At 69.9% G+C, this 26,041-nt stretch carries 28 protein-coding genes (1 of these 28 cut by a window edge); 24 read left to right on the forward strand and 4 right to left on the reverse strand.

The genetic code is table 11. The annotated features are described in order from the left end of the window. Together zwf and edd are read right to left on the reverse strand one after the other, a co-directional pair. Positions 1-475 carry the 5' end (the start) of a glucose-6-phosphate dehydrogenase gene (gene zwf / locus AL072_RS14170; RefSeq protein ID WP_045586025.1) on the reverse strand. It extends 1,046 nt beyond the left edge of the window, so only the first 475 of its 1,521 coding nucleotides appear in the window; it begins with the start codon at positions 473-475; its stop codon lies beyond the left edge, outside the window. Positions 476-594: 119 nt separating this feature from the next. Further along, positions 595-2,457 (reverse strand): phosphogluconate dehydratase, encoded by a 1,863-nt coding sequence (edd, locus tag AL072_RS14175; protein WP_045586026.1) that lies wholly within the window; start codon positions 2,455-2,457, stop codon positions 595-597. Positions 2,458-2,679: 222 nt separating this feature from the next. Between edd and AL072_RS14180 the strand changes: the two genes are divergently transcribed. From AL072_RS14180 to pqqE, 8 genes are all read left to right on the forward strand, one after another. Next, positions 2,680-3,609 (forward strand): SIS domain-containing protein, encoded by a 930-nt coding sequence (locus AL072_RS14180; protein WP_045586027.1) that lies wholly within the window; start codon positions 2,680-2,682, stop codon positions 3,607-3,609. 407 nt (positions 3,610-4,016) lie between these two features. Beyond that, positions 4,017-4,664, forward strand: coding sequence for a response regulator (locus tag AL072_RS14185; protein WP_045586028.1), 648 nt, complete (start codon positions 4,017-4,019; stop codon positions 4,662-4,664). Between the two features lie 14 nt (positions 4,665-4,678). Then, entirely contained in the window at positions 4,679-5,245 is a 567-nt protein-coding gene (locus tag AL072_RS14190; RefSeq protein WP_045586029.1) for a rhodanese-like domain-containing protein, read from the forward strand. 177 nt (positions 5,246-5,422) lie between these two features. Next, positions 5,423-5,503, forward strand: coding sequence for a pyrroloquinoline quinone precursor peptide PqqA (pqqA, locus tag AL072_RS14195; RefSeq protein WP_014249839.1), 81 nt, complete (start codon positions 5,423-5,425; stop codon positions 5,501-5,503). Positions 5,504-5,663: 160 nt separating this feature from the next. Then, positions 5,664-6,596 (forward strand): pyrroloquinoline quinone biosynthesis protein PqqB, encoded by a 933-nt coding sequence (gene pqqB / locus AL072_RS14200; protein ID WP_045586030.1) that lies wholly within the window; start codon positions 5,664-5,666, stop codon positions 6,594-6,596. Beyond that, complete coding sequence (gene pqqC / locus AL072_RS14205; protein WP_082109412.1) at positions 6,593-7,396, forward strand: pyrroloquinoline-quinone synthase PqqC; 804 nt, start codon at positions 6,593-6,595, stop codon at positions 7,394-7,396. Before pqqB ends, pqqC begins: the two co-directional genes overlap by 4 nt. Then, positions 7,393-7,689 carry a pyrroloquinoline quinone biosynthesis peptide chaperone PqqD gene (gene pqqD / locus AL072_RS14210; protein WP_082109413.1) on the forward strand — a complete coding sequence of 99 codons (297 nt, stop codon included), beginning with the start codon at positions 7,393-7,395 and terminating at the stop codon, positions 7,687-7,689. The genes pqqC and pqqD overlap by 4 nt, the downstream gene beginning before the upstream one ends. 10 nt (positions 7,690-7,699) lie before the next feature. Then, positions 7,700-8,818, forward strand: coding sequence for a pyrroloquinoline quinone biosynthesis protein PqqE (gene pqqE / locus AL072_RS14215; RefSeq protein ID WP_045586031.1), 1,119 nt, complete (start codon positions 7,700-7,702; stop codon positions 8,816-8,818). Positions 8,819-8,850: 32 nt separating this feature from the next. Here the strand turns inward: pqqE and AL072_RS14220 are convergent, their stop codons facing one another. Continuing rightward, positions 8,851-9,273: an Lrp/AsnC family transcriptional regulator gene (locus AL072_RS14220; protein WP_045586032.1), complete on the reverse strand. Its 423-nt coding sequence runs from the start codon at positions 9,271-9,273 to the stop codon at positions 8,851-8,853. 125 nt (positions 9,274-9,398) lie between these two features. Here AL072_RS14220 and AL072_RS14225 point away from each other — a divergent pair, with 125 nt between their 5' ends. Beyond that, on the forward strand, positions 9,399-9,959 hold the full coding sequence (locus AL072_RS14225; RefSeq protein WP_045586033.1) for a cysteine hydrolase family protein: 561 nt from the start codon (positions 9,399-9,401) through the stop codon (positions 9,957-9,959). A gap of 18 nt (positions 9,960-9,977) precedes the next feature. Here AL072_RS14225 and AL072_RS35190 read toward each other — a convergent pair whose 3' ends face one another. After that, positions 9,978-10,151, reverse strand: coding sequence for a hypothetical protein (locus AL072_RS35190; RefSeq protein WP_045586034.1), 174 nt, complete (start codon positions 10,149-10,151; stop codon positions 9,978-9,980). A 207-nt stretch (positions 10,152-10,358) separates the two neighbouring features. Here AL072_RS35190 and osmF point away from each other — a divergent pair, with 207 nt between their 5' ends. The 15 genes from osmF to AL072_RS14305 all read left to right on the forward strand — a co-directional run bounded on the left by osmF (position 10,359) and on the right by AL072_RS14305 (position 25,895). Further along, positions 10,359-11,327 (forward strand): glycine betaine ABC transporter substrate-binding protein OsmF, encoded by a 969-nt coding sequence (osmF, locus tag AL072_RS14235; RefSeq protein WP_200909858.1) that lies wholly within the window; start codon positions 10,359-10,361, stop codon positions 11,325-11,327. 9 nt (positions 11,328-11,336) lie between these two features. Further along, the gene (locus AL072_RS14240; protein WP_245636861.1) at positions 11,337-12,527 is read left to right on the forward strand and encodes an ABC transporter permease; all 1,191 of its coding nucleotides are present in this window, start codon (positions 11,337-11,339) and stop codon (positions 12,525-12,527) included. Further along, positions 12,524-13,474, forward strand: coding sequence for an ABC transporter ATP-binding protein (locus AL072_RS14245; protein WP_045586035.1), 951 nt, complete (start codon positions 12,524-12,526; stop codon positions 13,472-13,474). The genes AL072_RS14240 and AL072_RS14245 overlap by 4 nt, the downstream gene beginning before the upstream one ends. After that, entirely contained in the window at positions 13,471-14,235 is a 765-nt protein-coding gene (locus tag AL072_RS14250) for an ABC transporter permease (protein ID WP_281178673.1), read from the forward strand. The genes AL072_RS14245 and AL072_RS14250 overlap by 4 nt, the downstream gene beginning before the upstream one ends. A gap of 260 nt (positions 14,236-14,495) precedes the next feature. Next, positions 14,496-15,458 (forward strand): thiamine pyrophosphate-dependent dehydrogenase E1 component subunit alpha, encoded by a 963-nt coding sequence (locus tag AL072_RS14255; protein ID WP_045586036.1) that lies wholly within the window; start codon positions 14,496-14,498, stop codon positions 15,456-15,458. Positions 15,459-15,473: 15 nt separating this feature from the next. After that, positions 15,474-16,436 carry an alpha-ketoacid dehydrogenase subunit beta gene (locus AL072_RS14260; RefSeq protein ID WP_045586037.1) on the forward strand — a complete coding sequence of 321 codons (963 nt, stop codon included), beginning with the start codon at positions 15,474-15,476 and terminating at the stop codon, positions 16,434-16,436. A 36-nt stretch (positions 16,437-16,472) separates the two neighbouring features. After that, positions 16,473-16,985: a c-type cytochrome gene (locus tag AL072_RS14265; RefSeq protein ID WP_045586038.1), complete on the forward strand. Its 513-nt coding sequence runs from the start codon at positions 16,473-16,475 to the stop codon at positions 16,983-16,985. Positions 16,986-17,126: 141 nt separating this feature from the next. After that, a complete protein-coding gene (locus AL072_RS14270; RefSeq protein ID WP_045586039.1) occupies positions 17,127-19,250 on the forward strand; it encodes a 3-hydroxyacyl-CoA dehydrogenase NAD-binding domain-containing protein in 2,124 nt (707 codons plus the stop codon). A gap of 161 nt (positions 19,251-19,411) precedes the next feature. Further along, positions 19,412-19,927, forward strand: coding sequence for a hypothetical protein (locus tag AL072_RS14275; protein WP_045586040.1), 516 nt, complete (start codon positions 19,412-19,414; stop codon positions 19,925-19,927). Positions 19,928-20,180: 253 nt separating this feature from the next. Beyond that, the gene (locus tag AL072_RS14280) at positions 20,181-20,867 is read left to right on the forward strand and encodes a flagellar hook assembly protein FlgD (protein WP_045586041.1); all 687 of its coding nucleotides are present in this window, start codon (positions 20,181-20,183) and stop codon (positions 20,865-20,867) included. Positions 20,868-20,917: 50 nt separating this feature from the next. After that, positions 20,918-22,213 carry a flagellar hook protein FlgE gene (gene flgE / locus AL072_RS14285; protein WP_045586042.1) on the forward strand — a complete coding sequence of 432 codons (1,296 nt, stop codon included), beginning with the start codon at positions 20,918-20,920 and terminating at the stop codon, positions 22,211-22,213. Between the two features lie 4 nt (positions 22,214-22,217). Further along, positions 22,218-22,526 carry a hypothetical protein gene (locus AL072_RS14290; RefSeq protein WP_245636862.1) on the forward strand — a complete coding sequence of 103 codons (309 nt, stop codon included), beginning with the start codon at positions 22,218-22,220 and terminating at the stop codon, positions 22,524-22,526. A 108-nt stretch (positions 22,527-22,634) separates the two neighbouring features. Beyond that, complete coding sequence (locus AL072_RS14295; RefSeq protein WP_045586044.1) at positions 22,635-23,192, forward strand: hypothetical protein; 558 nt, start codon at positions 22,635-22,637, stop codon at positions 23,190-23,192. A 28-nt stretch (positions 23,193-23,220) separates the two neighbouring features. Next, on the forward strand, positions 23,221-24,978 hold the full coding sequence (flgK, locus tag AL072_RS14300) for a flagellar hook-associated protein FlgK (RefSeq protein WP_045586045.1): 1,758 nt from the start codon (positions 23,221-23,223) through the stop codon (positions 24,976-24,978). 11 nt (positions 24,979-24,989) lie between these two features. Continuing rightward, a complete protein-coding gene (locus AL072_RS14305; protein ID WP_045586046.1) occupies positions 24,990-25,895 on the forward strand; it encodes a flagellin in 906 nt (301 codons plus the stop codon). The last annotated feature ends 146 nt before the right edge of the window (positions 25,896-26,041 follow it).

The raw sequence follows: 26,041 nt of genomic DNA on the forward strand, positions 1-26,041 counted from the left end.
GCTTTTCCAGCACCACGCGCGAGTCCGGCGTGGCAAGGCCGAAGGCGCGCAACTGGTCGCAGGTCGGCCCGAACAGGCTGGGCGAGGTGGCGAGGTAGAAGATCCGCACCGCCGGCTCGCGGCCGGCCGGAGGATGGTCGAGACGCCCGGCCAGCTCGTCCCAGCCCTCGTCGCTGGTGGCGTTGACCGGGACATAGTCGAGCCGCTCGAGGAAACGGGCGACCAGCGCCGGATCCCGTTCGTCGGCGGGCACATGCTCGGCGATCGCCTGCTCGGCCTTGGCGCGGTAGTCGCCCGGCGACAGCGGGCTGCGCGAGACGCCGATGATGCGGCTGCCGTCGGCGACCTGCCCCGCCTTGTCGCGCAGATAGAGCGCCGGCAGCAGCTTGCGCAGGGCGAGGTCTCCGGTGCCGCCGAACACCGTGTAGTCGAAGGGAGGCAGGGCGGGTGCGACGGCGGAGCGGGAGTTCGACATCAGTCCTCTCAACGTCGGTGGCACGGGAGCGGGAGCCGCCCGCACATGATGGTGCCATAGGGGTGGGCCGGCCACAATGCAGGCCGGCCCGGCTGAACGGCCTGCCGTTCAGGCCTGGATCAGTTGCCCGGTGCCAGCAGCCCAAGCACCGAGGCGCCGGTCTCCGCCGGGCCGGCGGCCCCGCGGAACAGGGCGAACAACTCGCGGCCGCAGCCGTGCGAGGCGTCCTCGCTGGGCGGCGGCGGGGCACCGCGGCCGTCCCACTCGGCGGCCTCGACCAGGGCCTCGAGGGTGCCGGTCTCGGCATCCAGCCGCAGGATGTCGCCGTCGCGCACCCGGCCGAGCGGGCCGCCGGTCTTCACCTCCGGCGTGACGTGGATGGCGGCGGGCACCTTGCCGGAGGCGCCGGACATGCGGCCGTCGGTCACCAGCGCGACCTTGAAGCCCTTGTCCTGCAGCACGCCCAGCGGCGGGGTCAGCTTGTGCAGCTCCGGCATGCCGTTGGCACCGGGGCCCTGGTAGCGGACGACGACGATCACGTCACGGTCGAGCTCACCGGCGCGGAAAGCAGTCTGTACCGCTTCCTGACTGTCGAAGACGCGGGCCGGGGCCTGGATGAGCCGGTGTTCCGGCTTCACCGCCGAGATCTTGATGACGCCGCGGCCGAGATTGCCGGTCAGCACCCGCAAGCCGCCCTCGGCCGCGAAGGGGGCCGCGGTGGTGGCGACGACCGTCGGGTCGCCGCTCCGGTCGGTCGCCGAGCGGGTCCAGGCCAGCGCCCCAGCCTCGTCCAGGGCGGGCATCCCGCGGTAGGGCTCCAGCCCGCCCTCGCCCAGCACCGTGGCGACGTCGGTGTGCAGCAGCCCGGCATCGATCAGCTGGCCGATGACGAAGGGCATCCCGCCGGCCTGATGGAAGCGGTTCACGTCGGCGCTGCCGTTGGGATAGACCCGGGCCAGCAGCGGCACCACCGCCGACAGTTCCGAGAAATCCTCCCAGTTCAGCTCGATGCCGGCGGCGGCGGCGATGGCCGGGATGTGCAGGGTGTGGTTGGTCGAGCCGCCGGTGGCCAGCAGCCCGACGATGCCGTTCACCAGGGCGCGCTCGTCGACGATGCGGCCGATCGGCGTCCCGGCGCCGGGACCGGTCATCGCCACCACCCGCCTGGCCGCGGCGTCGGTCAGCGCGTCGCGCAGCGGCGTGTTGGGGTTGACGAAGCTGGCGCCCGGCAGATGCAGGCCCATGATCTCCATCAGCATCTGGTTGGTGTTGGCGGTACCGTAGAAGGTGCAGGTGCCGGGCGCGTGGTAGGACTGGGACTCGGCATCCAGCAGCTCCTCCCGCCCGACCTTGCCCTGGGCATAGAGCTGGCGCGCCTTTGCCTTGTCGGCGTTGGACAGGCCGGACGGCATCGGCCCGGCGGGAACGAAGACCGTCGGCAGATGGCCGAAGGCGAGCGCGCCGATCATCAGGCCGGGCACGATCTTGTCGCAGATGCCCAGGCACAGCACGCCGTCGAAGGTGGCGTGGGACAGCGCAACGCCGGTGGCCAGCGCGATGACGTCGCGGCTGAACAGCGACAGTTCCATCCCCTCATAGCCCTGGGTGACGCCGTCGCACATCGCCGGCACACCGCCCGCGACCTGGGCGACGCCGCCGGCGGCGCGCACGGACTCGCGGATCAGCGCGGGATAGCGCTCGTAGGGCTGATGGGCCGACAGCATGTCGTTGTAGGCGGTGACGATGCCGATCGACGGCTCCTTCTCGCCGCGCAGGGCCGCCTTGTCGTTCGCCCCGCAGGCGGCGAAGGCATGGGCGAGGTTGGCGCAGCCGAGGCGATGGCGGCTCGGCCTGCCCCCTGCGCTCTCCAGCCGGGCGAGATAGGCGGCGCGGCGGTCGCGGCTGCGCTCCGCGATTCGTTCGGTCACGCGGGCGACAACGGAATTCAGGGGAGCGGAATTCGACGTGGCTGGCTTGCTCATGATCGCATCTCGACCGTTTGTGGGAGGCGATGATTTCCGGAACGGACCATACGCCAGGGGCAGCGGGCTGTGAAGAAAAATTTCTTCTTATATGCGGCATTATCCACTGGATGTCTCGCCTTTTTCGGCAATTTTCTTCATGATGGCGGGGCATCGTCCGAAGCCCCATCCTTCCCGGCCGCTCCAGCGGACCGACTCTTTCCAGGGAAGTAACCTTACGTCATGGCCGCCCCTGTCGACACCGCCATCAACGCTGCCGCGCCCCCGCCTCCCCCAATGGACATAGTGGACGGGATCCGCCGCCTGCGCGGCGAGTTGAAACGGTCGGAGGGGCAGATCGCCGATCTGGTGCTGGCCGATCCGCGCCGGGTGCTGGAGTTGAACGTCACGTCGCTGGCCCAGGCGGCGGAGGTGAGCGAGGCGACGGTGGTGCGGTTCTGCCGCAGCATCGGCTGCGCCGGCTTTCCCGACTTCAAGCTGCGGTTGGCGGAATCCCGGGCCCGCGATGCGGTGCGCGACGAGGTGCGCGGCGGCACCCCCTATGTCAGCCAGGACGTCGCGCCGGACGATGATGTCGGCACGCTGGCACGAAAAATTTTTTCATCAAGTGCGGCCGCGCTGACCGCCGCCGCCGCCGGGCTTGACGATACGGCGCTGGATCGGGCGATCGCGCTGCTGGCGACCGCGCCGCGGGTGCTGTGCGTCGGCACCGGGGGATCAAGCGCGCTGGCGCAGGACGCCGCGCACAAGCTGCTGCGCTTCGGCGCCGATGCCCAGCCCTGCGCCGACCCGGTGCTGGCGCGCATGCTGCTGGCCAATCTGGGGGCCGGCGCCGTGCTGCTGGCCTTGTCCAACACCGGACGCAGCGGCACGATCAACGAGCTTGCCGCGGCGGCACGGGCGCAGGGCATCGCCGTGGTGGCGATCACCGCGCCGCATTCACCGCTGGCCGCAATGGCGAGCGTGGTCGTCGCCAGCCAGCCGGTGGAGGATACCGAGATGTATACGCCGATGGCCTCGCGGCTGGTGCACCTGACGTTGATCGACGTGCTGTCGACCGGCGTGGCGCTGCGGCTGGGCGACCCGGCGGTGCGGCAGTTGGCGAAGGTGAAGGCGGCGATCAACGCCGGGCGGCTGCCGCCGCTGACCTGAGCGGCTGCCAGGGCCCCGGTTGCCGCAAGCGTCATCCGACCATCGGCCGGAATGGCGCGGGACGAAGCCGCCGGGGCGGGCGGTTCTTGTACCATCGTCGAATAATTAAGCGCACGAACGATTGCTATTCTCGGCCGCAATCCGGCCCTGGAACTTTTGACGCGCAGCCCCCGCCATGCCGCCCTCCCCGCCCCGCAGCGCCGCTTCACGCCAAGACGTCCGGCAGGAACCCGCCGGCGAGGCAGGGCCGGGCTATCCCGATGGTGGTGCGACATGTTCGCGCACAAAACAATTTGTCGATTGGCGTTGTTGCCCCCCGCCAAGTCCGTCTGACACAATGTCGCGGGACGCTTTCCCGCACCCCCACCCGTCCGCTCCACTGGGCGCTCCACAGGGAATCGCAGGCCATGACCCGGATCCTGATCGCCGATGACCATCCGATGGTGCGCGACGCCTTGCGCAGCGCGGTGCTTTATTCCTGCCAGGCCACCGACGTGATGGAGGCGGACCGGCTCGACACCGTCATGCAGGCGCTGGAGGAGCGTGGCGACCTCGACCTCGTGCTGCTGGACGTCAACATGCCCGGCATGAACGGGTTGGGCGGCCTGCGCGCCCTGCGCCAGCGCTTTCCCGCGACCCCCGTCGTCGTCGTCTCCGCCCATGAGGAACGGCGATGGGTCCGTGAGGCGATGGAGAGCGGCGCCGCCGGCTTCATTCCGAAATCGACCCCGCGCGACGCCATCGCCGCGGCGCTGCGCCAGGTTCTGAACGGCGAGCTGTATGTCCCGCCCCAGACCGGCGACGACGGTGCCGGAACCGTGGAGGATGCCGAGACCGCGGAGATCGCGCGCCGCATCGCCACCCTGACGGCCCAGCAGCTGCGGGTGCTGGAGTTGCTGGGCACCGGCAAGCTGAACAAGGAGATCGCCTTCGACCTCAGCATCACCGAGACGACGGTCAAGGCCCATGTGTCGGCCATCCTGCAAAAGCTGAAGGTCTACAGCCGCACCCAGGCGGTGGTGATCGCCAACCGCGTGCTGGCCGACCGGCGGTGAGCGTCCGGAGCCGGATGGCAGGCGCGGTTCTCCTCGGCCTCCTCCTCACCGCCGCTGCCCTGGCCGCCCCCGCCCATGCCGCCGGCGTGCCGCAGCCGGACGGCTACCGCATGTCCGACTACCGCTCCCCCACGCCGGACGGCGTCGCAGGGGGCGAGACGGCCGACACCCCGGCCGTGCAGGCGTTGCTGGCGCAGGGCCGCACCGTTCCGGTCTTCGTCCAGCGGCTGGAGCGCAGCACGCTACCCGGCGGCCCCTGGCTGCAATCCAAGGCGTACAGGCAAATCCCCGGCAGCGTCTGGCTGCCCAATGTCGGGATGGGCGCGCCCGACCCGGCGACCCTGGCCTGGTTCGAATCGCAGCTGGAACGCCTGACCGGCGGCGACCGGAACCGCGATCTTCTGTTCTATTGTCTGTCGGATTGCTGGTTGTCGTGGAACGCCGCGAAGCGTGCGGTGTTGTTTGGGTATGCCCGGGTCCATTGGTACCCGACCGGCATCGACGGCTGGATGGAAGCCGGCCTGCCGACCGAGGAGGCGCACCCGCCGTCGCCGCCGCCCGCGGTTTCGCCTGCGCCCTGAGCCTGCCCTCCGGCGGGGCCGTCCGGTTCCGGGCGGGCAGCCGCTAAAAAGAGGTAGCCGAGAAAAAGAGGGCCGGATTGCACCATCGTAGCATGGCGGAAGTCCGCTCCGGACCTGTATTCTTCACCCCGCCAACCATCATGGTCAGCAACAGTCAGCAAGCAGGAGTATCATGCGATGAAGACCTGGCGCAAACCGAAGACCACCGAGATCGCCGTCGGCACCGAGATCAACGCCTACGCCTGCGCCGGCCTCTGAACCGGACACCGGCCGGCGACGGCCGGATCGGGAAGCCGGGGCGGGACGGCGCAAGCCCCCGTCCCCGGCGACCCCGCACCGATAGCGCAGCTTTCCGGACCGCGGCTGGACGATTTCCGGAGATGACGCCCGAACAATACGCCCGAGCGAAACGGTGACCATGAAGATTCTCGTTCTCGGTTCGGCGGCCGGCGGGGGATTCCCGCAATGGAACTGCGCCTGCGAGGGCTGCCGCCGCGCCCGCTCCGGCGATCCCGCGGCCCGGCCGCGCACCCAGTCGTCGCTGGCGGTGACGGCGGACGGCGAACGCTGGCTGCTGCTGAACGCCTCTCCCGATCTCGGCGCCCAACTGCTCGCCAGCCCGCCGCTGCATCCCCGGGGGGGATTGCGCGGGAACCCGATCGCCGCGGCGCTGCTGACCAATGCCGACATCGATCATGTCGCCGGCCTGCTGAGCTTGCGCGAATCCCACCCCTTCGCCATCTATGCCACCCCGCGCGTCCATGGCGTGCTGGCCGCCAACAGCGTCTTCAACGTGCTGAACCCCGAGCTGGTCGCCCGCCGGCCGATGGCGCTCGGCAAGCCGTTCCAGCCCGCCGGGGCCGACGGCCGCCCGCTGGGGCTGGAGGTGGAGGCCTTCGCCGTGCCCGGCAAGGTGGCGCTCTACCTGGAGGACGCGTCGGCCGGCCCCGGCTTCGGCTCCGTCGCCGAGGACACGGTGGCGCTGCGCATCCGGCCGACGGATGGCTCCAGTGAGGGGTTCTTCTATGTCCCCGGCTGCGCCGGCATGCCCGGCTGGCTGTCCGACAGGCTGCACGGCGCCCCGCTGGTGCTGTTCGACGGCACCACCTGGACCGACGACGAGATGATCCGCAGCGGCACCGGCACCAAGACGGCGGCGCGCATGGGCCATATGCCGATGTCGGGGCCGGCGGGCAGCATCGCCGCCTTCGCACCGCTGCAGGTCGCCCGCAAGATCTACATCCACATCAACAACACAAACCCCGCCCTGCTGGAGGATTCGCCCGAGCGGGCGGAGGCCGAGGCGGCCGGCTGGCGCATCGCCCATGACGGGCTGGAGCTGACAGTATGACCATGTCCCCGACCGCCGCGCCCCAATCCCGCGAGATGTCCCGCGACGACTTCCGCGCCGCGCTCTATGCCATCGGCGAGCGGCAGTATCACGACCTCCACCCCTTCCACCAGCTGCTGCACGGCGGCAAGCTGAAGAAGGGGCAAATCCAGGCCTGGGCGCTCAACCGCTTCTATTATCAGGTGTCGATCCCGCGCAAGGATCTGACCATCATGTCCCGCATGGACGACCCGGCGCTCCGCCGCGCCTGGCTGCAGCGGGTGCTCGACCATGACGGGCTGACCCAGGCCGGCGAGCTGGACGAGACCAAGGTCGGCGGCATCGAGCGCTGGCTGCGGCTGACCGATGGGCTCGGGCTCGACCGCGACTATGTGAAGTCGCTGGAGGGCATCCTGCCCGCCACCCGTTTCGCGGTGGACGCCTATGTCCATTTCGTCCACGACCATTCGCTGCTGGAGGCGGTGGCCTCGTCGCTGACCGAGCTGTTCGCCCCGTCGATCCACCGCGAGCGCATCGCCGGCTTCGAGCGCAATTACGCCTTTGCCAACGACAGCACGCTCTCCTATTTCCGCAAGCGGCTGGACGAGGCGCCGCGCGACGTGGAATTCGGGCTGGACTATGTGCTGACCAACGCCCGCACCGCCGAGCAGCAGCAGCAGTGCCTGCGCGCCCTGCGCTTCAAGACGGAGCTGCTGTGGGCCCAGCTCGACGCGCTGCACCATGCCTATGTCACTCCCAACCTGATCCCGCCCGGCGCCTTCGTGCCGGAGGACATGGACCCGACGCGGTACAGCCGGTGAACGCGATCCCGCCCCGCATCGGCGAAAGCGACCGGCTGCGGCTGGCTCCGGGAGTCATGCTGCGCAACGACCGCCGCCGCGGCCAGTGGATGCTGATGGCGCCGGAACGGCTGCTGGTGCTGGACGAGATGGCGCTTGCGGTGGTGCGGGCCTGTGTGGGGCAGGACGTCGCGGATCTCGCCGCCGGCATCGACCGGCTGACGGCGGAGTATGACGCGCCGCGCGCCGAGGTCGCCGCCGACGTGCTGGAGCTGCTGACCGACCTGCGCAACAAGGGCTATGTCGTCACATGAGGTGCGTCCCATGAGCTGCGCCCTGCCTGCCTTCGCTGCCGCGACCGATGCCGAACCGGCGCCGCCCTTCGCCGTGCTGATGGAGCTGACGCACCGCTGCCCGCTGCGCTGTCCCTATTGCTCCAACCCGGTGGCGCTCGACCCCGCCAGCGCCGAGCTGGACACCGCGACCTGGAAACGCGTGCTGGAGGAGGCGGCCGACGCCGGCGCGCTCCAGGTCCATTTCTCAGGCGGCGAGCCCTGCGTTCGCAAGGATCTGGAGGAGCTGGTCGCCCATGCGACCGAGGCCGGGCTCTACAGCAACCTGATCACCTCGGCCGTGCTGCTCGACGCGGCACGGCTGGAGCGGTTGCAGCGCGCCGGGCTCCAGCATGTGCAGATCAGCCTGCAGGATGCCGAGGCGGCGGGCGCCGACCGGGTCGGCGGCTTCAAGGGCGGCCATGCGAAGAAGCTGGAGGTCGCGCGGGCGGTGGTGCGCCACGGTCTGGCGCTGACCATCAATGCCGTGCTGCACCGCCACAACATCGACCGGGTGAACGATGTCATCGATCTGGCGATGGATCTCGGCGCCGGGCGGATCGAGATCGCCAACGTCCAGTATTACGGCTGGGCGCTGGCCAACCGCGCGGCGCTGATGCCTTCGCGCGAGCAGCTGCTGGCGATGGACGCCGCGGTGCGCGCCCGCCTGCCGGAGCTGGCCGGACGGATCGTGGTCGATTACGTCGTGCCCGACTATTACGCCCGCCGGCCGAAGAGCTGCATGGGCGGCTGGGCGCGGCGCTTCATGAACGTCACGCCGCGCGGCCGCGTCCTGCCCTGCCATGCGGCGGAGACGATCCCGGGCATGGAGTTCGAGACCGTCCACGACCGCAGCCTGTCGGAGATCTGGCGCGACGGCCCGGCCTTCGCCCGCTACCGCGGCACCGCCTGGATGCCGGACCCCTGCCGCTCCTGCGACCACAAGGAGGAGGATTGGGGTGGCTGCCGCTGCCAGGCGCTGGCGCTGGCCGGCAGCGCCGACGCCACCGACCCGGTGTGCGAGCTGTCACCCGCCCATGCCGAGGTCGCGAGCGTGCGCGACCGCGACGCCGCCGCACTCGGCACCGGTTGGACCTATCGCGGGATGTGACGCCGTTCCACGCGCTCAGTCGAGATGCCCAGTCAGTCAAGATGACGGTCCAGCACCATCAGCGTCGTGACCTCCGCCACCTCCGGCAGCGCGACGATGGCGGCGCGGACCGCCTCGATGGCGCAAACGTCGGCGCCCTCCGCCCGGATCACCATGTCGATGGCGCCGGCCACCGAATGGAGCGAGACGATCCCGGGAATCCGCCGCAGCTTGGGAACCAGCTGGACGCAGGTCCGGCCCGGCTGGTGGCGCAGCAGGAAATGGGCGCAGGCACCAGCCGGCCGGTCTTCTCCCTCGACGATGGTGAAGCCGCGGACGACCCCCGTCCTCACCAGCCGGTCGAGCCGTTCCTGGGTCGCGCTGCGCGACAGGCCGACATCGCGGGCCAGCGCCACCAGCGTCCGGCGCGCATCCTTGCGCAGGGCATCCAGAAGCAGCCGGTCCTTGTCGTCCATCCACGCCGTCCATTCGCCAGTCTGCGCCCCGCCGGCGGAATGCCGGCCGCTCCGGCATCATGCCGGGCTGCAACCGGCTGCCATTCGGGGGAAGAGGACCATGGACGATTTGAACGGAGCTTCCAATGCGCCTTTTTCCCCAGGCAACGCTTCTGCTTGCCGTCGACATGCAGCGCGCCTTCGACGAGCCGCGCTGGCCGCGCCGCTGGAACCGCAACGTCGACCACAACGGGCTGAGGCTGTTGGATGCCTGGCGGCGGACGGCGCGGCCCATCTTCCATGTGCATCATGATTCGGCCGAGCCCGCCTCCACCCTGCGCCCCGGCCAGCCGGGCCACCGCTTCCGCGAGGGCTTCGAGCCGCAGGACGGCGAAGGGACGGTGGGCAAGATCGTCAATTCCGCCTTCATCGGCACCGACCTCGACATCCGCCTGCGCCGGCTCGGCATCGAGGAGCTGGTGGTGTTCGGCATCTCGACCGACATGTGCGTCTCGACCACCATCCGGACCGGCGCCAACATGGGCTGGAAAATCACGCTGGCCGCCGACGCCTGCGACTGCTTCGACCTGCCGGACGGACAGGGCGGCACGATCCCGGCCGAACAGATCCATGCCGCCCATGTGGCGACGCTGGGCTTCGAGTTCTGCGAGGCCGCGACCACCGACGGGATCATCGCCCGGCTGTGACGGCGCCCCGCCGACCGGTCAGCCGTGGCCGGAGCCGCCCTTGTTGCCGCCGCCGTCCTGCTTGTTGACGGTGGCCCAGGCCCGGCTTTCGGCCTCGTCCGCGGAGAGGCCGCGCTTTTCGTAGCTCTCCTCGATATGCTCGGCCTTGCGCTTCTGCTTGTCGGTGTATTTGGACTTGTCGCCCTGGGACATCGTGGCCTCCCATGTTGCTCTCCCCCTTGAAACGGCGGCGGCCGGCGCGATGTTCCCTGCCGAACCGCCAGGGAAATAGCCGGAAAGTCCTATCCGGGACCGGAGAGACGTAAAGCGCGGCTTGCCGCGGGCCGGGCGGTGACCCATCCTTTCCCCAAGCTGGCCCGCATCGTCGCGGCCAAACCGTGCATCGGGGGGGATTCCGGGGTGTTCACACTGTTCGACAAGGGCCGCAGCAAGGGCCGCAGCATGCTGGGCGCGGCGGCGCTGGCGCTGGCGCTGATGGCAGGACCGATGGCCGGCCCGATGGCCGGGGCGGCGCAGGCCGCGGATGCGGTCCGCGTCGGCTCCAAGCTGGATGCGGAAAGCGGGCTGCTCGGCACCATGATCCTGCAGATGCTGCAGGCCAACGGCATCCCGACGGAAAACAAGATCCAGCTCGGCCCGACCAAGATCGTGCGCGGCGCGCTGCTGTCGGGCGAGATCGACATCTATCCCGAATACACCGGAAACGGCGCCTTCTTCTTCAACATCGACAGCGATCCGGTGTGGAAGAATGCCGGCGCCGGCTATGAGAAGGTCCGGCAGCTCGACCAGGAGAAGAACGGCATCGTCTGGCTGAAGCCGGCACCGGCCAACAACACCTGGGCGCTGGCGGTGCGCCGCGACGTGGCCGACGCCAACAAACTGAAGACCATGGAGGATTTCGCCAAGTGGGTCTCCGGCGGCGGCAAGGCCAAGGTCGCGGCCTCCGCCGAATTCGTGGAAAGCCCGGCGGCCCTGCCCTCCTTCCAGCAGACCTACGGCTTCGCCCTGCGGCCGGAACAGATGCTGGTGCTGGCCGGCGGCGACACCGCCGCGACCATCCGTGCGGCGGCCGAAGCCACCTCGGGCGTCAACACCGCCATGGTCTACGGCACCGACGGCGCCATCGCGGCGCTCGACCTCGTCGTGCTGGCCGACACCAAGGGCGCCCAGATGGTCTATGAGCCGGCGCCGACCGCCCGCGCCGCGGTGCTGACGGCGAATCCGAAGATCGCCGATCTGCTCGGCCCGGTCTTCGCCAGCCTCGACGCCGGCACCCTGCGGACGCTCAACGCCAAAATCTCGGTGGAAGGGCAGGACCAGAAGCAGGTCGCCACCGACTATCTGAAGTCCAAGGGCTTCCTGAAGTAAGCGGAAGACGTGAGCGCCCCCCACCGTTTCCTCCTGCACAACCGCGTCGCCCTGCTGATGGTGCTCGTCGCGGTGGTGGCTGCCGCGGCGTTGCCCTTCCTTGGCTTCGCGCCCAACCGGCTGCTGTCCGGACGGCCGGTTCCGCTGTGGGCGGCCGTGCAGGGGATCGGCGGAGCGGCGGTCCTGCTGTCCGGGCTGATCCTGCTGGCGACGCCAGTCCTGCGCCCGACCCGCGCCGGGCTCGGCCTGACCGTCACGGCGGGCGCCCTGCTCGCCGTTTCCCTGCCCTGGCTGGCGGGGGAGCATGCGGTGCGGCTGGCGGACGGCGCGTCGGCGGCGGCCCGCACCTCCTTCGGCTCGGGCTTCTGGGTGATGGCGGCCGCCGGGCTGCTGGTCGCGATGGACGCCGCCCGCCGTATGGGGATGGGCGCGGTCGGCCGGCTGGCGGTGGGCGGAGCGGTCGCAGGGCTGGTAGCGCTGCAACTGGCGTCCGGCCATCTCGACGCGCTGTCGATCCTGAAGGAATACGCCAACCGGCGCGACGTGTTCGCCGACGCCGTGCTGCGCCATGCCATGCTGGTGGCGGCGGCGCTGGTGCCGACCCTGCTGGTCGGCGTGCCGCTGGGGGTGGCCGCCCACCGTGTCCCCGCCGTCGGACGCGCGGTGTTCCCGGTGCTGAACGTGGTGCAGACGGTGCCGTCCATCGCATTGTTCGGGCTGCTGATGGCGCCGCTGGCAGCACTCGGCGCCCTGCTGCCGGGCTGGGGGATCGGCGGGGTCGGGCCGCTGCCGGCAGTGATCGCGCTGACGCTCTATTCGCTGCTGCCGATCGTCCGCAACACCGCGGTCGGGCTGGACGGCGTGCCGGCCCCGGTGCGCGAGGCGGCGCGCGGCATGGGGCTGACCCCGCGCCAGATCTTCCTGCGCGTCGACCTGCCGCTGGCCCTGCCGGTCTTCCTGTCCGGCCTGCGCATCACCGTGGTCCAGGCGGTCGGGCTGGCTGCGGTCGCGGCGCTGATCGGCGCCGGCGGGCTGGGAGCGATCATGTTCCAGGGGCTGTTCGCCAACGCGCTGGACCTCGTGCTGCTGGGGGCCGTTCCCGTCATCCTGCTGGCGGTGGCCGCCGACGCCCTGCTGTCCATCGGCATCGCCGCCGCCACCAGCCACATCGGCCTGCTGCCGGGAAGGACTGCGTCATGATCGAATTCGAGCGCGTGACCAAGCGCTTCGGCTCCTGGACCGCCGTCGAGTCCGTCTCCTTCACCGTGGAGGAGGGGGAGTTCCGGGTGCTGATCGGCCCCTCCGGCTCCGGCAAGTCGACGGTGCTGCGCATGATCAACCGGCTGATCCCGGCCGACGAGGGCGCCATCCGCATCGACGGCGAGGACATCGCCGCGTTGCAGCCGGAGGAGCTGCGCCGCCGCATGGGCTATGTCATCCAGTCGGTCGGACTGTTCCCGCACTGGACGGTGGAGCGCAACATCGCCACCGTGCCCGCCCTGCTGGGCTGGCCGAAGGCGCGCATCCGCGACCGGGTGACCGACCTGCTGGAGCTGCTGAACCTCGACCCGCGCCGCTACCGCGGGGCCTACCCGCACCAGCTGTCCGGCGGTCAGCAGCAGCGCGTCGGCGTCGCCCGCGCGCTGGCGGCGGAGCCGCGCATCCTGCTGATGGACGAGCCGTTCAGCGCGCTCGACCCCATCACCCGCGCCAGCCTGCAGACCGAGCTGTCGGCGATCCACCGCCGCACCGGCACCACCGTCGTGTTCGTCACCCACGACATGGACGAGGCCTTGCGGCTGGGCGACAGCATCGCGGTGATGGACCATGGCCGGCTGGTCCAGTGCGCGCCCCCGCTGGACATCCTGACCCGCCCGGCCAGCCAGCTGGTGCGCGATCTCGTCGGGCGCGAGGAATGGGGGTTGAAGCGGCTGGCGGTGGAGACGGCCGGCGACCGCGCCCGCCCGCAGGAAACCCTGAGCGGCGAACCGCTGGCGAGCGGCACCCCGCTGCACCGCGCCCTGTCGGAGATGGTGGCCCGCGGCACCGAACGGCTGCCGGTGGTGGACGGCGACGGCCGGCCGGCCGGGGTGCTGCACCTGTCCGACCTCGTCCGTCCCGAGTCCGACCCCGGCGGGTATCCATGAGCGCGTCCATCCCCGGGACCATGGCCCCGCGCCAGCTTCTGACCGACCGGCTGATGCTCGGGCTGGCGCTGCTGGTGGCGCTGGTGCTGGGCATGCCGTCGCTGAAGCCGCTGTTCGCGACGCTCTATCCCGGCCTCGACCGCCCGCTCTACGAGGCCGAGAGCTTCGTCCGGCTGACGCTGGACCATATGGCGCTGGTCGGGCTGTCCAGCCTTGCCGCCGTGCTGCTGGGCGGCGGGGCCGGCATCGCCGTGACGCGGCCCTGGGGACAGGAGTTCCGCGGCCTGCTGGAGACGGTCGCCACCATGGGCCAGACCTTCCCGCCGGTGGCGGTGCTGGCGCTGGCGGTGCCGGTGATGGGGTTCGGCCCGGAACCGGCGCTGATCGCGCTGACGCTCTACGCTCTGTTGCCGGTGGTGGAGAACACGGTGGCCGGGCTGGACGGCGTCTCCCCCGCCGTGCTGGACTCCGCCCGCGGGCTGGGCATGGGACCGGCGGAGGTGCTGTTCCGGGTCGAACTGCCGCTGGCGGCACCGGTGATCCTGGCGGGGGTGCGCACCGCCGTCATCATCAATGTCGGCACCGCCGCCATCGCCTCCACCGTCGGGGCCAAGACGCTCGGCCTGCCGATCATCGTCGGGCTGAACGGCTCGAACCAGGCCTATGTCATCCAGGGCGCGCTGATCGTCGCCGCGCTCGCGGTGGTGATCGATGCCGGCTTCGACCGTCTGGCGCGGTGGCTGGCGCGCTGGTCGCAGTGATGAAAAGACACGAACTATCAGATAATTATCCGGCAAGAGACGGTTAGTATTCTTTTTTCATTCCGGTACGAAATAGTCAGTACCGGAACCATGATTATTATGCTTATGGTCGCTTCCGAACACGAGGCCGTTCGGAAACGAGCATCGATGCATGCCCCTCCCCAGCCCTCCCCAACCTTCGGAGGGAGAGGGGGCAGCAGGATGCCACAAAGACTTAACCCAGCATCCGAGCGGTCCCCATTCTCAGGGAGACCATCGCCATGACCAACCTGCCGCCACCCCTGGATCCCGTCCAGGCCCTGGAACGCATGATGCTGATCCGCGCCTATGAAGAGACGCTGATCGACCTGCACGGACGCGGGCGCGCCGCCGGCACCTGCACCGCCGTCGGGCAGGAGGCGCCGGCCGTCGGCGTGGTGTCCGCCCTGACCGCCGACGACCTGATCCTGACCAACCACCGCAGCGCCGGCCATCTGCTGGCCCGCGGCGCCGATCCCGGCCGCATGCTGGCCGAGGTGATGGGCAAGCGCGACGGCTATTGCGGCGGCAAGAGCGGGTCGCTGCACATCTCGGCCAGGGATCTGGGCGTGGTGCTGACCTCCACCATCGTCGGCGGCGAGCTGGCGCTGGCGACCGGCGTCGGGCTGTCACGCAGCATGCTGGGCAAGCCGGGCATCGTCGCCTGCTTCTTCGGCGACGGCGCGGCCTGCCAGGGGCGCTTCCAGGAATCGCTTAACCTCGCCGCGGTGTGGACGCTGCCGATCCTCTATGTCTGCGAGAACAACCAGTGGCAGGCCTTCGTCCACCGCAAGGAGACGATGATGGCCGACGGCATCGCCGGGCAGGCGGCGGCGCTGGGGGTGGAGAGCGCGGCGGTCGACGGCAACGACCCGCTGGCGGTGTTCGACGCCGCCCGTTCGGCCGTCGACGCCATCCGCCGGACGGGCAAGCCCTTTCTGCTGGAGGCGATGACCTACCGCCTGCGCGGCCATTTCGAGCCGGACGACCAGTCCTATGTCGACGGCGCGGAACTGGCGCACTGGCGCGAGCGCGACCCGATCCTCCGCCTGCGCAGCCGGCTGGAGCGCGACGGCGGCCTGACCGCCGAAGGGACCGCGGCCATCGAGGGCCGTGTCCGCGCCGCCATGGAGGCCGCGGCGGCCTTCGCCGACGCCAGCCCCTATCCGGGCACCGACGCCCTGACCAGCGACGTCTACGCCTGACCGGAGAAAGCCATCATGAGCACCATGACCGTCAACGACGCGATCTCCGCCGCGCTGGCCGAGGAGATGCGCCGCGATCCGACCGTGATGATCTTCGGCGAAGGCGTGGCGACCAAGCGCCGCGACCTGCTGGAGGAGTTCGGGGCTGCGCGCGTCCGCAACACCCCGCTGGCCGAAGGGATCATCGCCGGCACCGCGGCCGGGGCCGCCGCGACCGGCCTGCGCCCGGTGGTGGACCTGCTGTTCGCGCCCTTCCTCTGCTATGCGATGGACGAGATCGTCAACAGCGCCGGCAAGCTGCGCTACATCTCCGGCGGGCAGTTCAGCTTCCCCATGGTGGTGCTGGCGATGACCGGCGCCGGCTGGGGCGTCGGCGCCCAGCACAACCACAATATCGAGAGCTGGTTCGTCCACAGCCCCGGCCTGAAGATCGTCATGCCCTCCACCCCCGCCGACTTCAAGGGGCTGATGAAGATGGCGATCCGCGACGACAACCCGGTTCTGGTCTTCGCCGACATCGCGCTCGGCTACAGCACCGGCGAGGTGACGGAGGAGGTGGACGCCATCCCGCTGGGCAAGGCAGCGGTGCGGCGCGAGGGCCGCGACGTGACGCTGGTGTCCTACGCCAAGACGGTGGGCACCTGCATGGCCGCCGCCGACGATCTGGCCGCAACCGGAATCGATGCCGAGGTGATCGACCTGCGCAGCCTGAAACCGCTCGACGAGGACGCCATCCTGCGCTCCGTCGCCAAGACCGGCCGGCTGGTCGTTGTCCATGAGGCAAGCCGCCTGTGCGGCGTCGGCGCGGAGGTCGCGGCGCTGGTCGCCGAGAAGGCCTTCCGGTCCCTGCGGGCGCCGGTCCTGCGGCTGACCGGCCCGGATGCGCCGGCCCCGGCGAGCTTCCCGCTGGAAAGCGCCTTCGTGCCGCAGGCCGACGCGGTCGCCACGGCGGCACGGTCGCTGATGGGCAACGCCTGACCCCGACAAACAGCCATTCGTTCGGAGCACTCTTCCATGATCCGCCAGACCATCGCCGCCCTGCTTCTCTCTGCCGCCGTCTCCATCCCGGCCGCCATGCCCGCCAGTGCGGACGGCACCGCCAAGGACGCGGTCGCCCGCGGCAAATATCTCGTCACCGTCATCAGCTGCGGCGACTGCCACACCCCCGGCCATCTGCTGGGCAAGCCCGACATGGCGCGCATGCTGGGCGGGTCCGACGTCGGCTTCGAGATCCCCGGCCTCGGCGTCTTCCACGGCTCCAACCTGACGCCGGACATGGAAACCGGGATCGGCGGCTGGACCGAGGAGCAGATCGTCACCGCCATCCGCACCGGCAAGCGGCCGGACGGGCGGATGCTGGCGCCGTCCATGCCCTGGATGTCCTTCGCCGCGCTGAGCGACGAGGACGCCCACGCCATCGCCAGCTATCTGAAGACGCTGCCCCCGGTCGCCAACAAGGTCCCCGGCCCCTTCGGCGCCACCGACAAGCCGACCGGCCTCGTCATGCGGATCTCTGCACCGCAGTGAAGCGGCCGGGTGACGCGGCCAGTTGAAGCGGCCGGGCGAACGGATCTCCGCACAGCGGAACCAGCTTCCCGGCGGTTGGTCTGCTAGAGTGGCTGCCCGCGGGCCGACCGGCCCGGATTGCAGGCCTTTCGGAGACCATCGATGCCGTCGCCGGCCCAGAGCGAGGCGGTTCCCGCCACACCCGTCCACTATGCGCGCCGGGGTCGCGTCGGTGTCATCACCGTCGACAACCCGCCGGTGAATGCGCTTGGCCATGGCGTGCGCAGCGGGCTGGCGGCGGCGCTGGCGGCCGGGCTCGACGATGCGGAGTCCGACATGCTGCTGCTGGTCTGCACCGGGCGGACCTTCATGGCCGGGGCCGACATCCGGGAGTTCGGCAAGCCGTCGGCCCCGCCGACCCTGCCGGAACTGGTCGCCCGCTTCGATGCCGCAACCAAGCCGGTGATCGCCGTCCTCCACGGTAGCGCGCTCGGCGGCGGGCTGGAGTTGGCGCTGGCCTGCCATGTCCGCGTCGCGCTGACGGGAGCGAGGCTCGGCCTGCCGGAGGTCAAGCTGGGCCTGCTGCCCGGGGCCGGCGGGACGCAGCGGTTGCCGCGGCTGGTCGGTGCCGCCAAGGCGCTCGACCTGATCCTGTCGGGCGAGCCGGTCGGCGCGGAGGAGGCGCTGGCGCTCGGCCTCGTCGATGCGGTGGAAGAGCGCGGCTCGCCGCTGGAAGCCGGCCTGTGCGCCGCCGGGCGACTGGCGGCGGAGAAGCGGACCCCGCTGCCGGTCAGCGCCCGAAACGACCGCATCGCCGAGACCGATCCCGCCCTGTTCATCGAACGCCGGGCGGAGCTGGCAAGGCGGCTGCCGCATCTGGTCTCGCCCCATCGGATCGTCGATGCGGTGGAGGCCGCCGTCACCCTGCCCTTCGCCGACGGCATGGCGCGCGAACGGGCGCTGTTCCGGGACTGCATGGACTCGCCCCAGCGCGCCGGCCTGATCCACGCCTTCTTCGCCGAGCGCGAGGTGGCCAAGGTGCCCGGCCTGCCCGCCGGCACGCCGACCCGCGACATCCGCGAGGCCGGTGTGGTCGGGGCCGGCACCATGGGCGGCGGCATCGCCATGTGCTTTGCCAATGCCGGCATCCCGGTGACGCTGCTGGACCTGTCGCAGGAGGCGCTGGACCGCGGCATCGCCACCATCCGGCGCAGCTACGAGGCCAGCGCCGGCAAGGGCCGGCTGACCCTCGCGCAGGTCGGGGAGCGGATGGCGCTCATCCGGCCGACCCTGTCCCATGGCGACCTCGCCGGTGCCGATCTGGTGGTCGAGGCGGCGTTCGAGAGCATGGCGGTCAAGCAGGCCGTCTTCCGCAAGCTGGATGGCGTCTGCAAGCCGGGCGCGATCCTCGCCACCAACAGCTCGACGCTGGACGTGGACGCCATCGCGGCGGCGACCGGCCGGCCGCAGGACGTGCTGGGCCTGCATTTCTTCAGCCCGGCCACGATCATGCGCCTGCTCGAGGTGGTCCGCGGCGCCCAAACCTCCGACATCGTGCTGGCCACGGCGATGGCGCTGGCCCGCCGGATCGGCAAGGTCGGGGTGGCGGTCGGCGTCTGCGACGGCTTCGTCGGCAACCGCATCCTGCGCCAGCGCGGGCGCGAGGCAATGGCGCTGGTCGAGGCCGGCGCCAGCCCCGAACAGGTCGACCGCGTGCTGACCGGGTTCGGTTTCCCGCTCGGCCATTTCGCGATGACCGACCTCGCCGGCATCGATGTCGGCTGGCGCATCCGCGAGGAGCGGCGCACGGCCGGTGACCCGGAGGCCGAGGCGCCCGACTGGCTGGATGTGCTGGCCGAACGCGGCCGCTACGGCCAGAAGACCGGGGCCGGCGTCTATCGCTACGAGCCCGGCAGCCGCAAGCCGCTCCCCGACCCGGAGCTGGCGGCGCTGATCGCCGCGGATCGCAGCCGCCGCGGCATCGCGCCGCGCCTTGTCGGCGACGACGAGGTGCGGGACCGCTGCCTCTATGTTATGGTGAACGAAGCGGCGAAGATCCTGGAAGAGGGCATCGCCGCCCGCCCGGTCGACATCGACGCCATCTGGCTGCACGGCTACGGCTTCCCGTCCTGGCGCGGCGGGCTGCTGTTCTGGGCCGAGCGCGAGGGTCTGGGCCGGATCGCCACAGCGGTCCAGCGTTACCAGCGCGACATCGGCGGCCCGCAATGGTGTCCGTCGGCTTTGCTGCTGAAATGTGCCGCGGCCGGACGGCCGATCGGATGCTGAAACCGGAATGCGGATTACAGCCCCGAAACTCGTTTCCTATACGGATTGTTAGGAATCTAGCCTATATTCTTCCGACAGAGCCGCCCCGCCGGCCCTGACCGGCCCCGAAGCCGGACGGGGGCGACAGGGGACGGAGCCGGGTCAAGGACAAGGGGAAGACCATGAAGGACATCACCGTCGCAGCCACCGACTGGGGTCTCCACGCCGTTGCCTGCACCGGCCTTCGCCACGCCGCCCCCTCCGCATGGCTCGGCACTCTACGCAACGCGCTGTCCGGTGCCGGCACTGGCCGCAGCCTGTTCCTCGATCTGCGGGAGGTCGGCGGCTCCCCCCTGCCCGCCTCCCATCTCGGGGCGCTGGCGTCGGTCCTGGCCCTGGCCGGGTCCAGCGCGGTGCTGGTGTCGGACCTGCAACTCGGCCACGCGCTGTGCGATGCGGTCCGCCGCAACGGCGGCGCGGCCGGGGAAACGGCGGGACTGCGCATCCTGCCATCGGAAGGCCGCGACCGCGTCGCCATCGCCGCCGCCTACCAGTGGCTGCTGAACCGGCGCGAGCCGGCGGATGCCCTGCGGACCGGCGACCGCCCCGCGGTTATCTCCTTCCCCGCTCCCACCGGCCAAAGCGTCGCCGTCCCGGTCTCCTCCCCCGTTCAGGCCGGGTTGCGCCGCGCTTCGTAACCGCTTTCCTCCGCCGTCATCGTCGTCTCCACTGCCTCGTCGCCCCGGCCGGATCCCCCTCCGGCCGGGGCTTTTTATGTCCGCGCTTCTTTTCCGAAAAATCTGCGCCAGCTTTCGCCCGCCGTTCCGTGGATAGCCACAGAACGATTGGGGCGGCGCCTGCCTGCCGCCCATCCCAGAACGACACCGGCCTGAACCGCCGCGGGATCCCGTCCGGATTCCGCGAACGGGCCGCGATTGGGTGGAGAAGGCGATGCTGGTGGATTCGGTCAGTTCCACGTCCTCGACGACCACGACGTCCTCCTCGTCATCGAGCAGTTCGTCGTCGAGTGTGAGCGACAGTTACGAAACATTCCTGACATTGCTGCTGAAGCAGCTGGAAGTCCAGGATCCCACCAATCCGGTGGACACCACCACCTTCACCACCCAGATCGTCCAGCTCTCTTCGCTGGAACAGCAGATGTCGACCAACGACAAGCTGGACGAGCTGAACAGCACGGTGTCGGAGCTCTCCAGCTCCACGCTCGGCTCCGGCAGCAGCGCCATCAGCTATTACGGCAAGACCGTCGAGGCCGAAGGCGCCACCACCCCGCTGCAGGACGGCGAGGCGACCTGGGAATACGACATGGATACGGCCGCCTCCTCGGTGAAGCTGACCATCACCGATTCCAGCGGCAACACCGTCTACAGCGACACCAGCTCCTCCACCGCCGCCGGCACCCATGAAGTGACCTGGGACGGCGTCGGCACCGACGGGCAGAGCTACAGCAGCGGCACCTACACGCTGAGCGTGACCGCGCTCGATGCCAGCGGCAAGGCCATCGACACCACCACGCGCTTCAAGGGCACGGTGACCTCGGTCGACAGCTCGTCCGGCACCGCGGTCCTCAGCGTCGGCGGCGTCAGCGTGTCGGCCGACGACGTCCTGTCGGTGTCCTGACCCTTCCCTCCCCCGCCTTATCCCCGGAATTCCAGACGACAGGTGCAGCGATGAGCATCACCAGCGCCATGTACAGCGCCACCTCCGGGCTGACCGCCCAGAGCAAGGCGCTCGCCAGCATCTCCAGCAACATCGCCAACACCAGCACCACCGGCTTCAAGGGCACGGTCACCGAATTCACCTCCTACATCAACAAGACGACCACGGTCGACGAGCAGGTCGGCGGCGTCATCGCGTCGAACACCCGCAACATCAACAGCCAGGGCGAGATCCAGACCTCCAGCGTCACCACCAACCTGGCGGTGAACGGCGAGGGTTTCTTCGTGGTGTCGAACGAGACGGCGGACGGCGGAACCTACTTCACCCGCAACGGCTCCTTCAGCGCCGATTCCGACGGGTATCTGGTGAATTCGGAGGATTACTACCTCTATGGCTGGAAGCTCGCCGACGACGGCACGGTCGGGGCCAGCAACAAGACCTCGGTCGACAGCCTGGAGGCGATCAACCTCTCCAACATCAAGGGCACGCCCAAGGCCACCACGACGGAGAGCCTCGAAGCCAACCTGCCGTCCGATGCCGAGACCGGCGACGACTTCACCACCGACATCGAGATGTTCGACGCGCTGGGCAACAGCCATTCGGTGACGCTGACCTGGACCAAGACCGGCGACAACAGCTGGTCGCTCGACGCATCCGACCCGGTCAGCTCGTCGGACAGCACCGCCACCACCGGCACGATCTCCGGCTTCCCGATCGACATCACCTTCAACAGCGACGGCTCGCTGGCCAGCGCCAGCCAGAACGGCACGGCGGTCGATCCCTCGGCGATCTCCTACTCGGTCGGCGGCTGGACCACCGGCGCCAGCGACAGCACCGTCTCGCTCGACCTCGGCACCGCCGACGGCACCGACGGGCTGACGCAATACGCATCCGGCGAGAGCGATCCCGACATCGGCGACTGGACCGCGACCCAGAACGGCTACGAGCCGGGCACCCTGACCGGAACCACCATCGACGGCAGCGGCGTGGTGCGCGCCACCTTCGACAATGGCGAGACGCGGGCGATCTACCAGATCCCGATCGCCACCTTCGCCAACGCCGACGGGCTGGACAGCGAGAGCGGCACCACCTTCACCCAGACCTACGAATCCGGCAATTACCAGCTGCGCACCGCCGGCGACGGCAAGGCCGGCGACATCGAGGCGGGGTCGCTGGAAAGCTCCACCGTCGAGCTGACCGACGAGTTCAGCCGGATGATCGTCGCCCAGCAGGCCTATTCCGCCGCGTCCAAGGTGATGACGACGGCACAGGACATGCTGGACACGCTGATCTCGATGAAGCGGTGACGCCATGCGGCGGCATGCATCCCCACCATCCCCGCCGGCCACCCCGCCATCCGCCCCATCGCCGGCGGAGAGCCAGTCCCTCGCCACCGCCGACGCCCTGTTGCTGGACCACCGGCGGCTGGTCGCACAGGCCCGGTCGCTGCTGGCCCGGCCCAGCACGCGAAACGAAAGGCTGGCGCTGGCCGACGACCTGATCGCGCTGATCGACCGGCTCGGCGCGGAAAAACGCGCGTTCGCCCTGCGCATCAACCGCGGCCGGGCCGCCAATGCGGCGATCAACGCCTATGGCCGCGCCATGGCGACCAAGCGGTAGGCCCGAAAGCCGCCGCGCCGCAAAAATCCGCGCCAGCTTTCCCTCCACCCGCCGTGGAACCTGACATCCAAATCCCGGGCAATTCCCGGCAACCCCCGGAGCAACGCCATGGCGCTCAAGCAGACCCTGCGCAAGCCGGCCCCCCCAAAGCCGGCCCCGAAAAAGGCGGGAACGCTGGTGGCGGCCGTGGCGACCGCCGATCCGGCCCCCCAATCGATCTTCCTGCGCGTCGATGCGGTCGAGGTGCTGGAAGGCTTCGTCGCCGACCTCGACCGCGCCGCGGCACGGGCGGAAACGGCGGTGCGCGAAGGCCGGCCGCGCGATGCGCTGCTGGCGGCGGGCGACATGCAGACGCTGCTGATGGCCTGGAAGGACCGGCTTGCCGACGCCCTGTCCCAGGTCCGCAGCAAGCGCGTCGCCCCCGGCGTGCGCAGCGCCGCCAAGGCCGCCGCCGAACAGGTGCTGCCGACGCTGGCTGCCCGCATGCGGGTGATCGAGGCGCAGATCAAGGTCCACCGCGCCCGGCAGAACGCCATCGGCGCCGCGCTGCGCGCCGCCTCCACCGCGCCGGCCGGCGTCTATGGCGTCGCCTGCGGCCCGGGTGCGCGCTATGGCGCACGTGTGGCGACGCGCACCACCGGCCATGCCGTCGGCCTGACGGTCTGAACGAACCGCAGGAGGAAGGGGACGCGCCATGTCGCTTCGCGTTGCAAGTTCCATCGCCACGTCGGCGCTGCGCACGTCCGAGGTCGGGATCGCCGTCGCCTCCTCCAACGTCGCCAATGCCGGCACCGACGGCTACACCCGCAAGACCGCCTCCAACGTCACCCGCGACACCGGAACCACCGTCTCCAGCGTCGACGTCACCTCGGTGTCCAGCAACGTCGACCGCTATCTGCTGAAGACGCTGGTCGGGGCGCAGTCGGATCTCGGCTATGCCGAGACGCGGAGCACCTACCTCGACCAGATGCAGTCGGCCTTCGGCAGCGTCAGCGGCGACGACAGCACCGGCACCGACATCGGATCGATGATCGACGCTCTGGCCGACACGCTGGGCACGCTCGCCACTTCGCCGGAAAGCGGCAGCGCCAAGGCCGCCACCGTCCAGGATCTGTCCGACCTGGCCGAGACGCTGCGCACCACCTCCTCGACCATCCAGTCGCTGCGCAACCAGGCCGACGACGAGATCGCCACCACCGTCGACACCATCAACGAGACGCTGAACGGCATCGACGACCTGAACGACCGGATCGTCAAGGGCAAGGCGCTGGGCCAGAACGTCACCGACCTGGAGGACCAGCGCAACACCGCGCTGAAGAGCCTCGCCGAAAACATCGACGTCACCTATCAGGTCGACGACAGCGGGCTGATGCGCATCTCCACCGCGTCGGGCAAGTCGCTGCTCGACAGCTCGGTGCATGAACTCTCATACACGCCGGCGGCCTCGGTCAGCGCCGACACGGTCTACAGCTCCACCGGCACCAGCGGCTTCAACGGCATCATGCTGAACGGGGTCGACGTCACCGGCTCCTCGCTGGGCGGTTCGCTGGGCGCCCTGGTGCAGCTGCGCGACACCGACCTGCCGGCCCAGCAGGCGGGGCTGGACGAGCTGGCGACCTCGCTGATCGACACGCTGAACACCATCCAGAACCAGGGCACCTCCTATCCGGCGCCGCAGACCCTGACCGGAACCGAGACGGTCTCCGCCAGCGACGCGCTGAAGGTGACGAGCGGCACGCTGCGCGTCGCCGTCACCGACAGCAGCGGCACCGCGGCCGAGGTGCTGGACATCGACCTGTCGACCATGTCGACGCTGCAGGACGTGGTCGACGCCATCAACACGATGAGCAGTGCGTCCGCCTCGATCTCCGCCGACGGCAAGCTGGTGATCTCTGCCGACAGCACGGGCAACGGAATCGCGCTGGGCGGCGACGCCAATGACGGGACGACCGGCAGCTTCTCCGACGCCTATGGCCTGAACGACCTGCTGACCGGCACCGGCGCATCCGACATCGACGTCGCGTCCCGCATCTCGGCGGACAGCAGCCTGCTCGCCACCGGCGCCCTGTCCTCGGCCAGCGGGCTGACCGCCGGCGACACCGCGCTGACCAGCGGCGAAGGCTCGATCGCCAGCGCGCTGTCCACGGCCTTCTCGACCAGCCGCAGCTTCGATGCCGCAGGCGGCCTCAGCGCGCGCAGCACCACCTTCGCCGGCTATGCCGGCGCCGTGATCCAGGGGGCCGCCACGCTCTCCGACACGGCGGCCAGCACGCTGGAAAGCCAGGAAACCTACACCAGCAGCCTGGAAACGACCTTCTCGTCCCAGAGCGGCGTCAACGTCGACGAGGAGACCGCTGCGATCTCCACCCTGCAATCCGCCTACGAGGCCGCAGCCGCGGTCATGAAGGCGTTGCAGGAGATGTTCGACACGGCGCTCGACATGGTTCAGTAAAGGAGACCGCGATGGAACGGGTCGCGACCTACAACCATCAGAACACGCTCGTCCAGTACATGATGAAGGCCGAAGCCCAGGTGGCGGCCGAACAGGTCCGGTCGGCGTCCGGCCTGAACTCCACCGATTACAAGGGCATCGCCACCGACAGCAGCCGGCTGGTCAATCTGGAAAGCCACTACCGCCGGCTGGAGCAGTACATCGACGAGGGCGAGGTCGTGAACGGCCGCATCCAGTCGATGTACGATGCGGTCGGCAGCATGGCCGACCTGACCTCCCGCCTCAGTTCGCTGATCACCGGGCTTCAGGGCGACAACGCCGCCGGGGTGGAAGGGGTGGTGGCGGAGGCCGGCCAGCTGATGGAGGAGCTTGCCGGGCTGATGAACACCCAGCAGGACGGCCGCTACCTGTTCGGCGGCGGGCGCACCGACCAGACGGCGGTCGATCTCGACAGCTACACCGCCGCAACCTACCCGTCGAGCGCCGACACCGGCTATTACCAGGGCGACTCCACGGTCGCGCATTTCCAGGCGGCCGATGATTTCGTGCTGTCCTACGGCGTCACCGCCGACGACCCGGCCTTCGAGAAGGCCCTGCGCGCCTTCAGCCTGATCGCCAACATGTCGACCGACCCGGTCGACGACGACCTGCTCGCCGAAGCGACCGGACTGGCGTCGGACGCGACCGACGGCCTGACCATCACCCAGGCCAAGCTGGGCGCCGCCAGCTCCTCGCTGGAGAACACCATCGACCGCCATGTCGACGAACAGCTGGTGCTGCAGACCCAGGTGGACGACATCCGCAGCGTCGATCTGGCGGAATCGACGACCAAGCTGTCGCAGCTCCAGGCGTCGCTCGAGGCGACCATGAGCCTGATGAAGATCCTCGAAGAGAACAACCTGTCCAAGTACCTGTGAACAAGTACCTGTAAGGGCTCGGGTTTTCTCTTCCGCCGGCAGGGGTGCCGGCCATGCGCGAAAAAGCGCCAAGCCAACCGAAAAAGCCCGCCAGTTTTCGCCGCGTCCCCCGTGAGTCCCAGTGAGGGTCGCCGAAACGGCCCCGG

The organism is Azospirillum thiophilum (assembly GCF_001305595.1).
Lineage (GTDB): Bacteria > Pseudomonadota > Alphaproteobacteria > Azospirillales > Azospirillaceae > Azospirillum > Azospirillum thiophilum.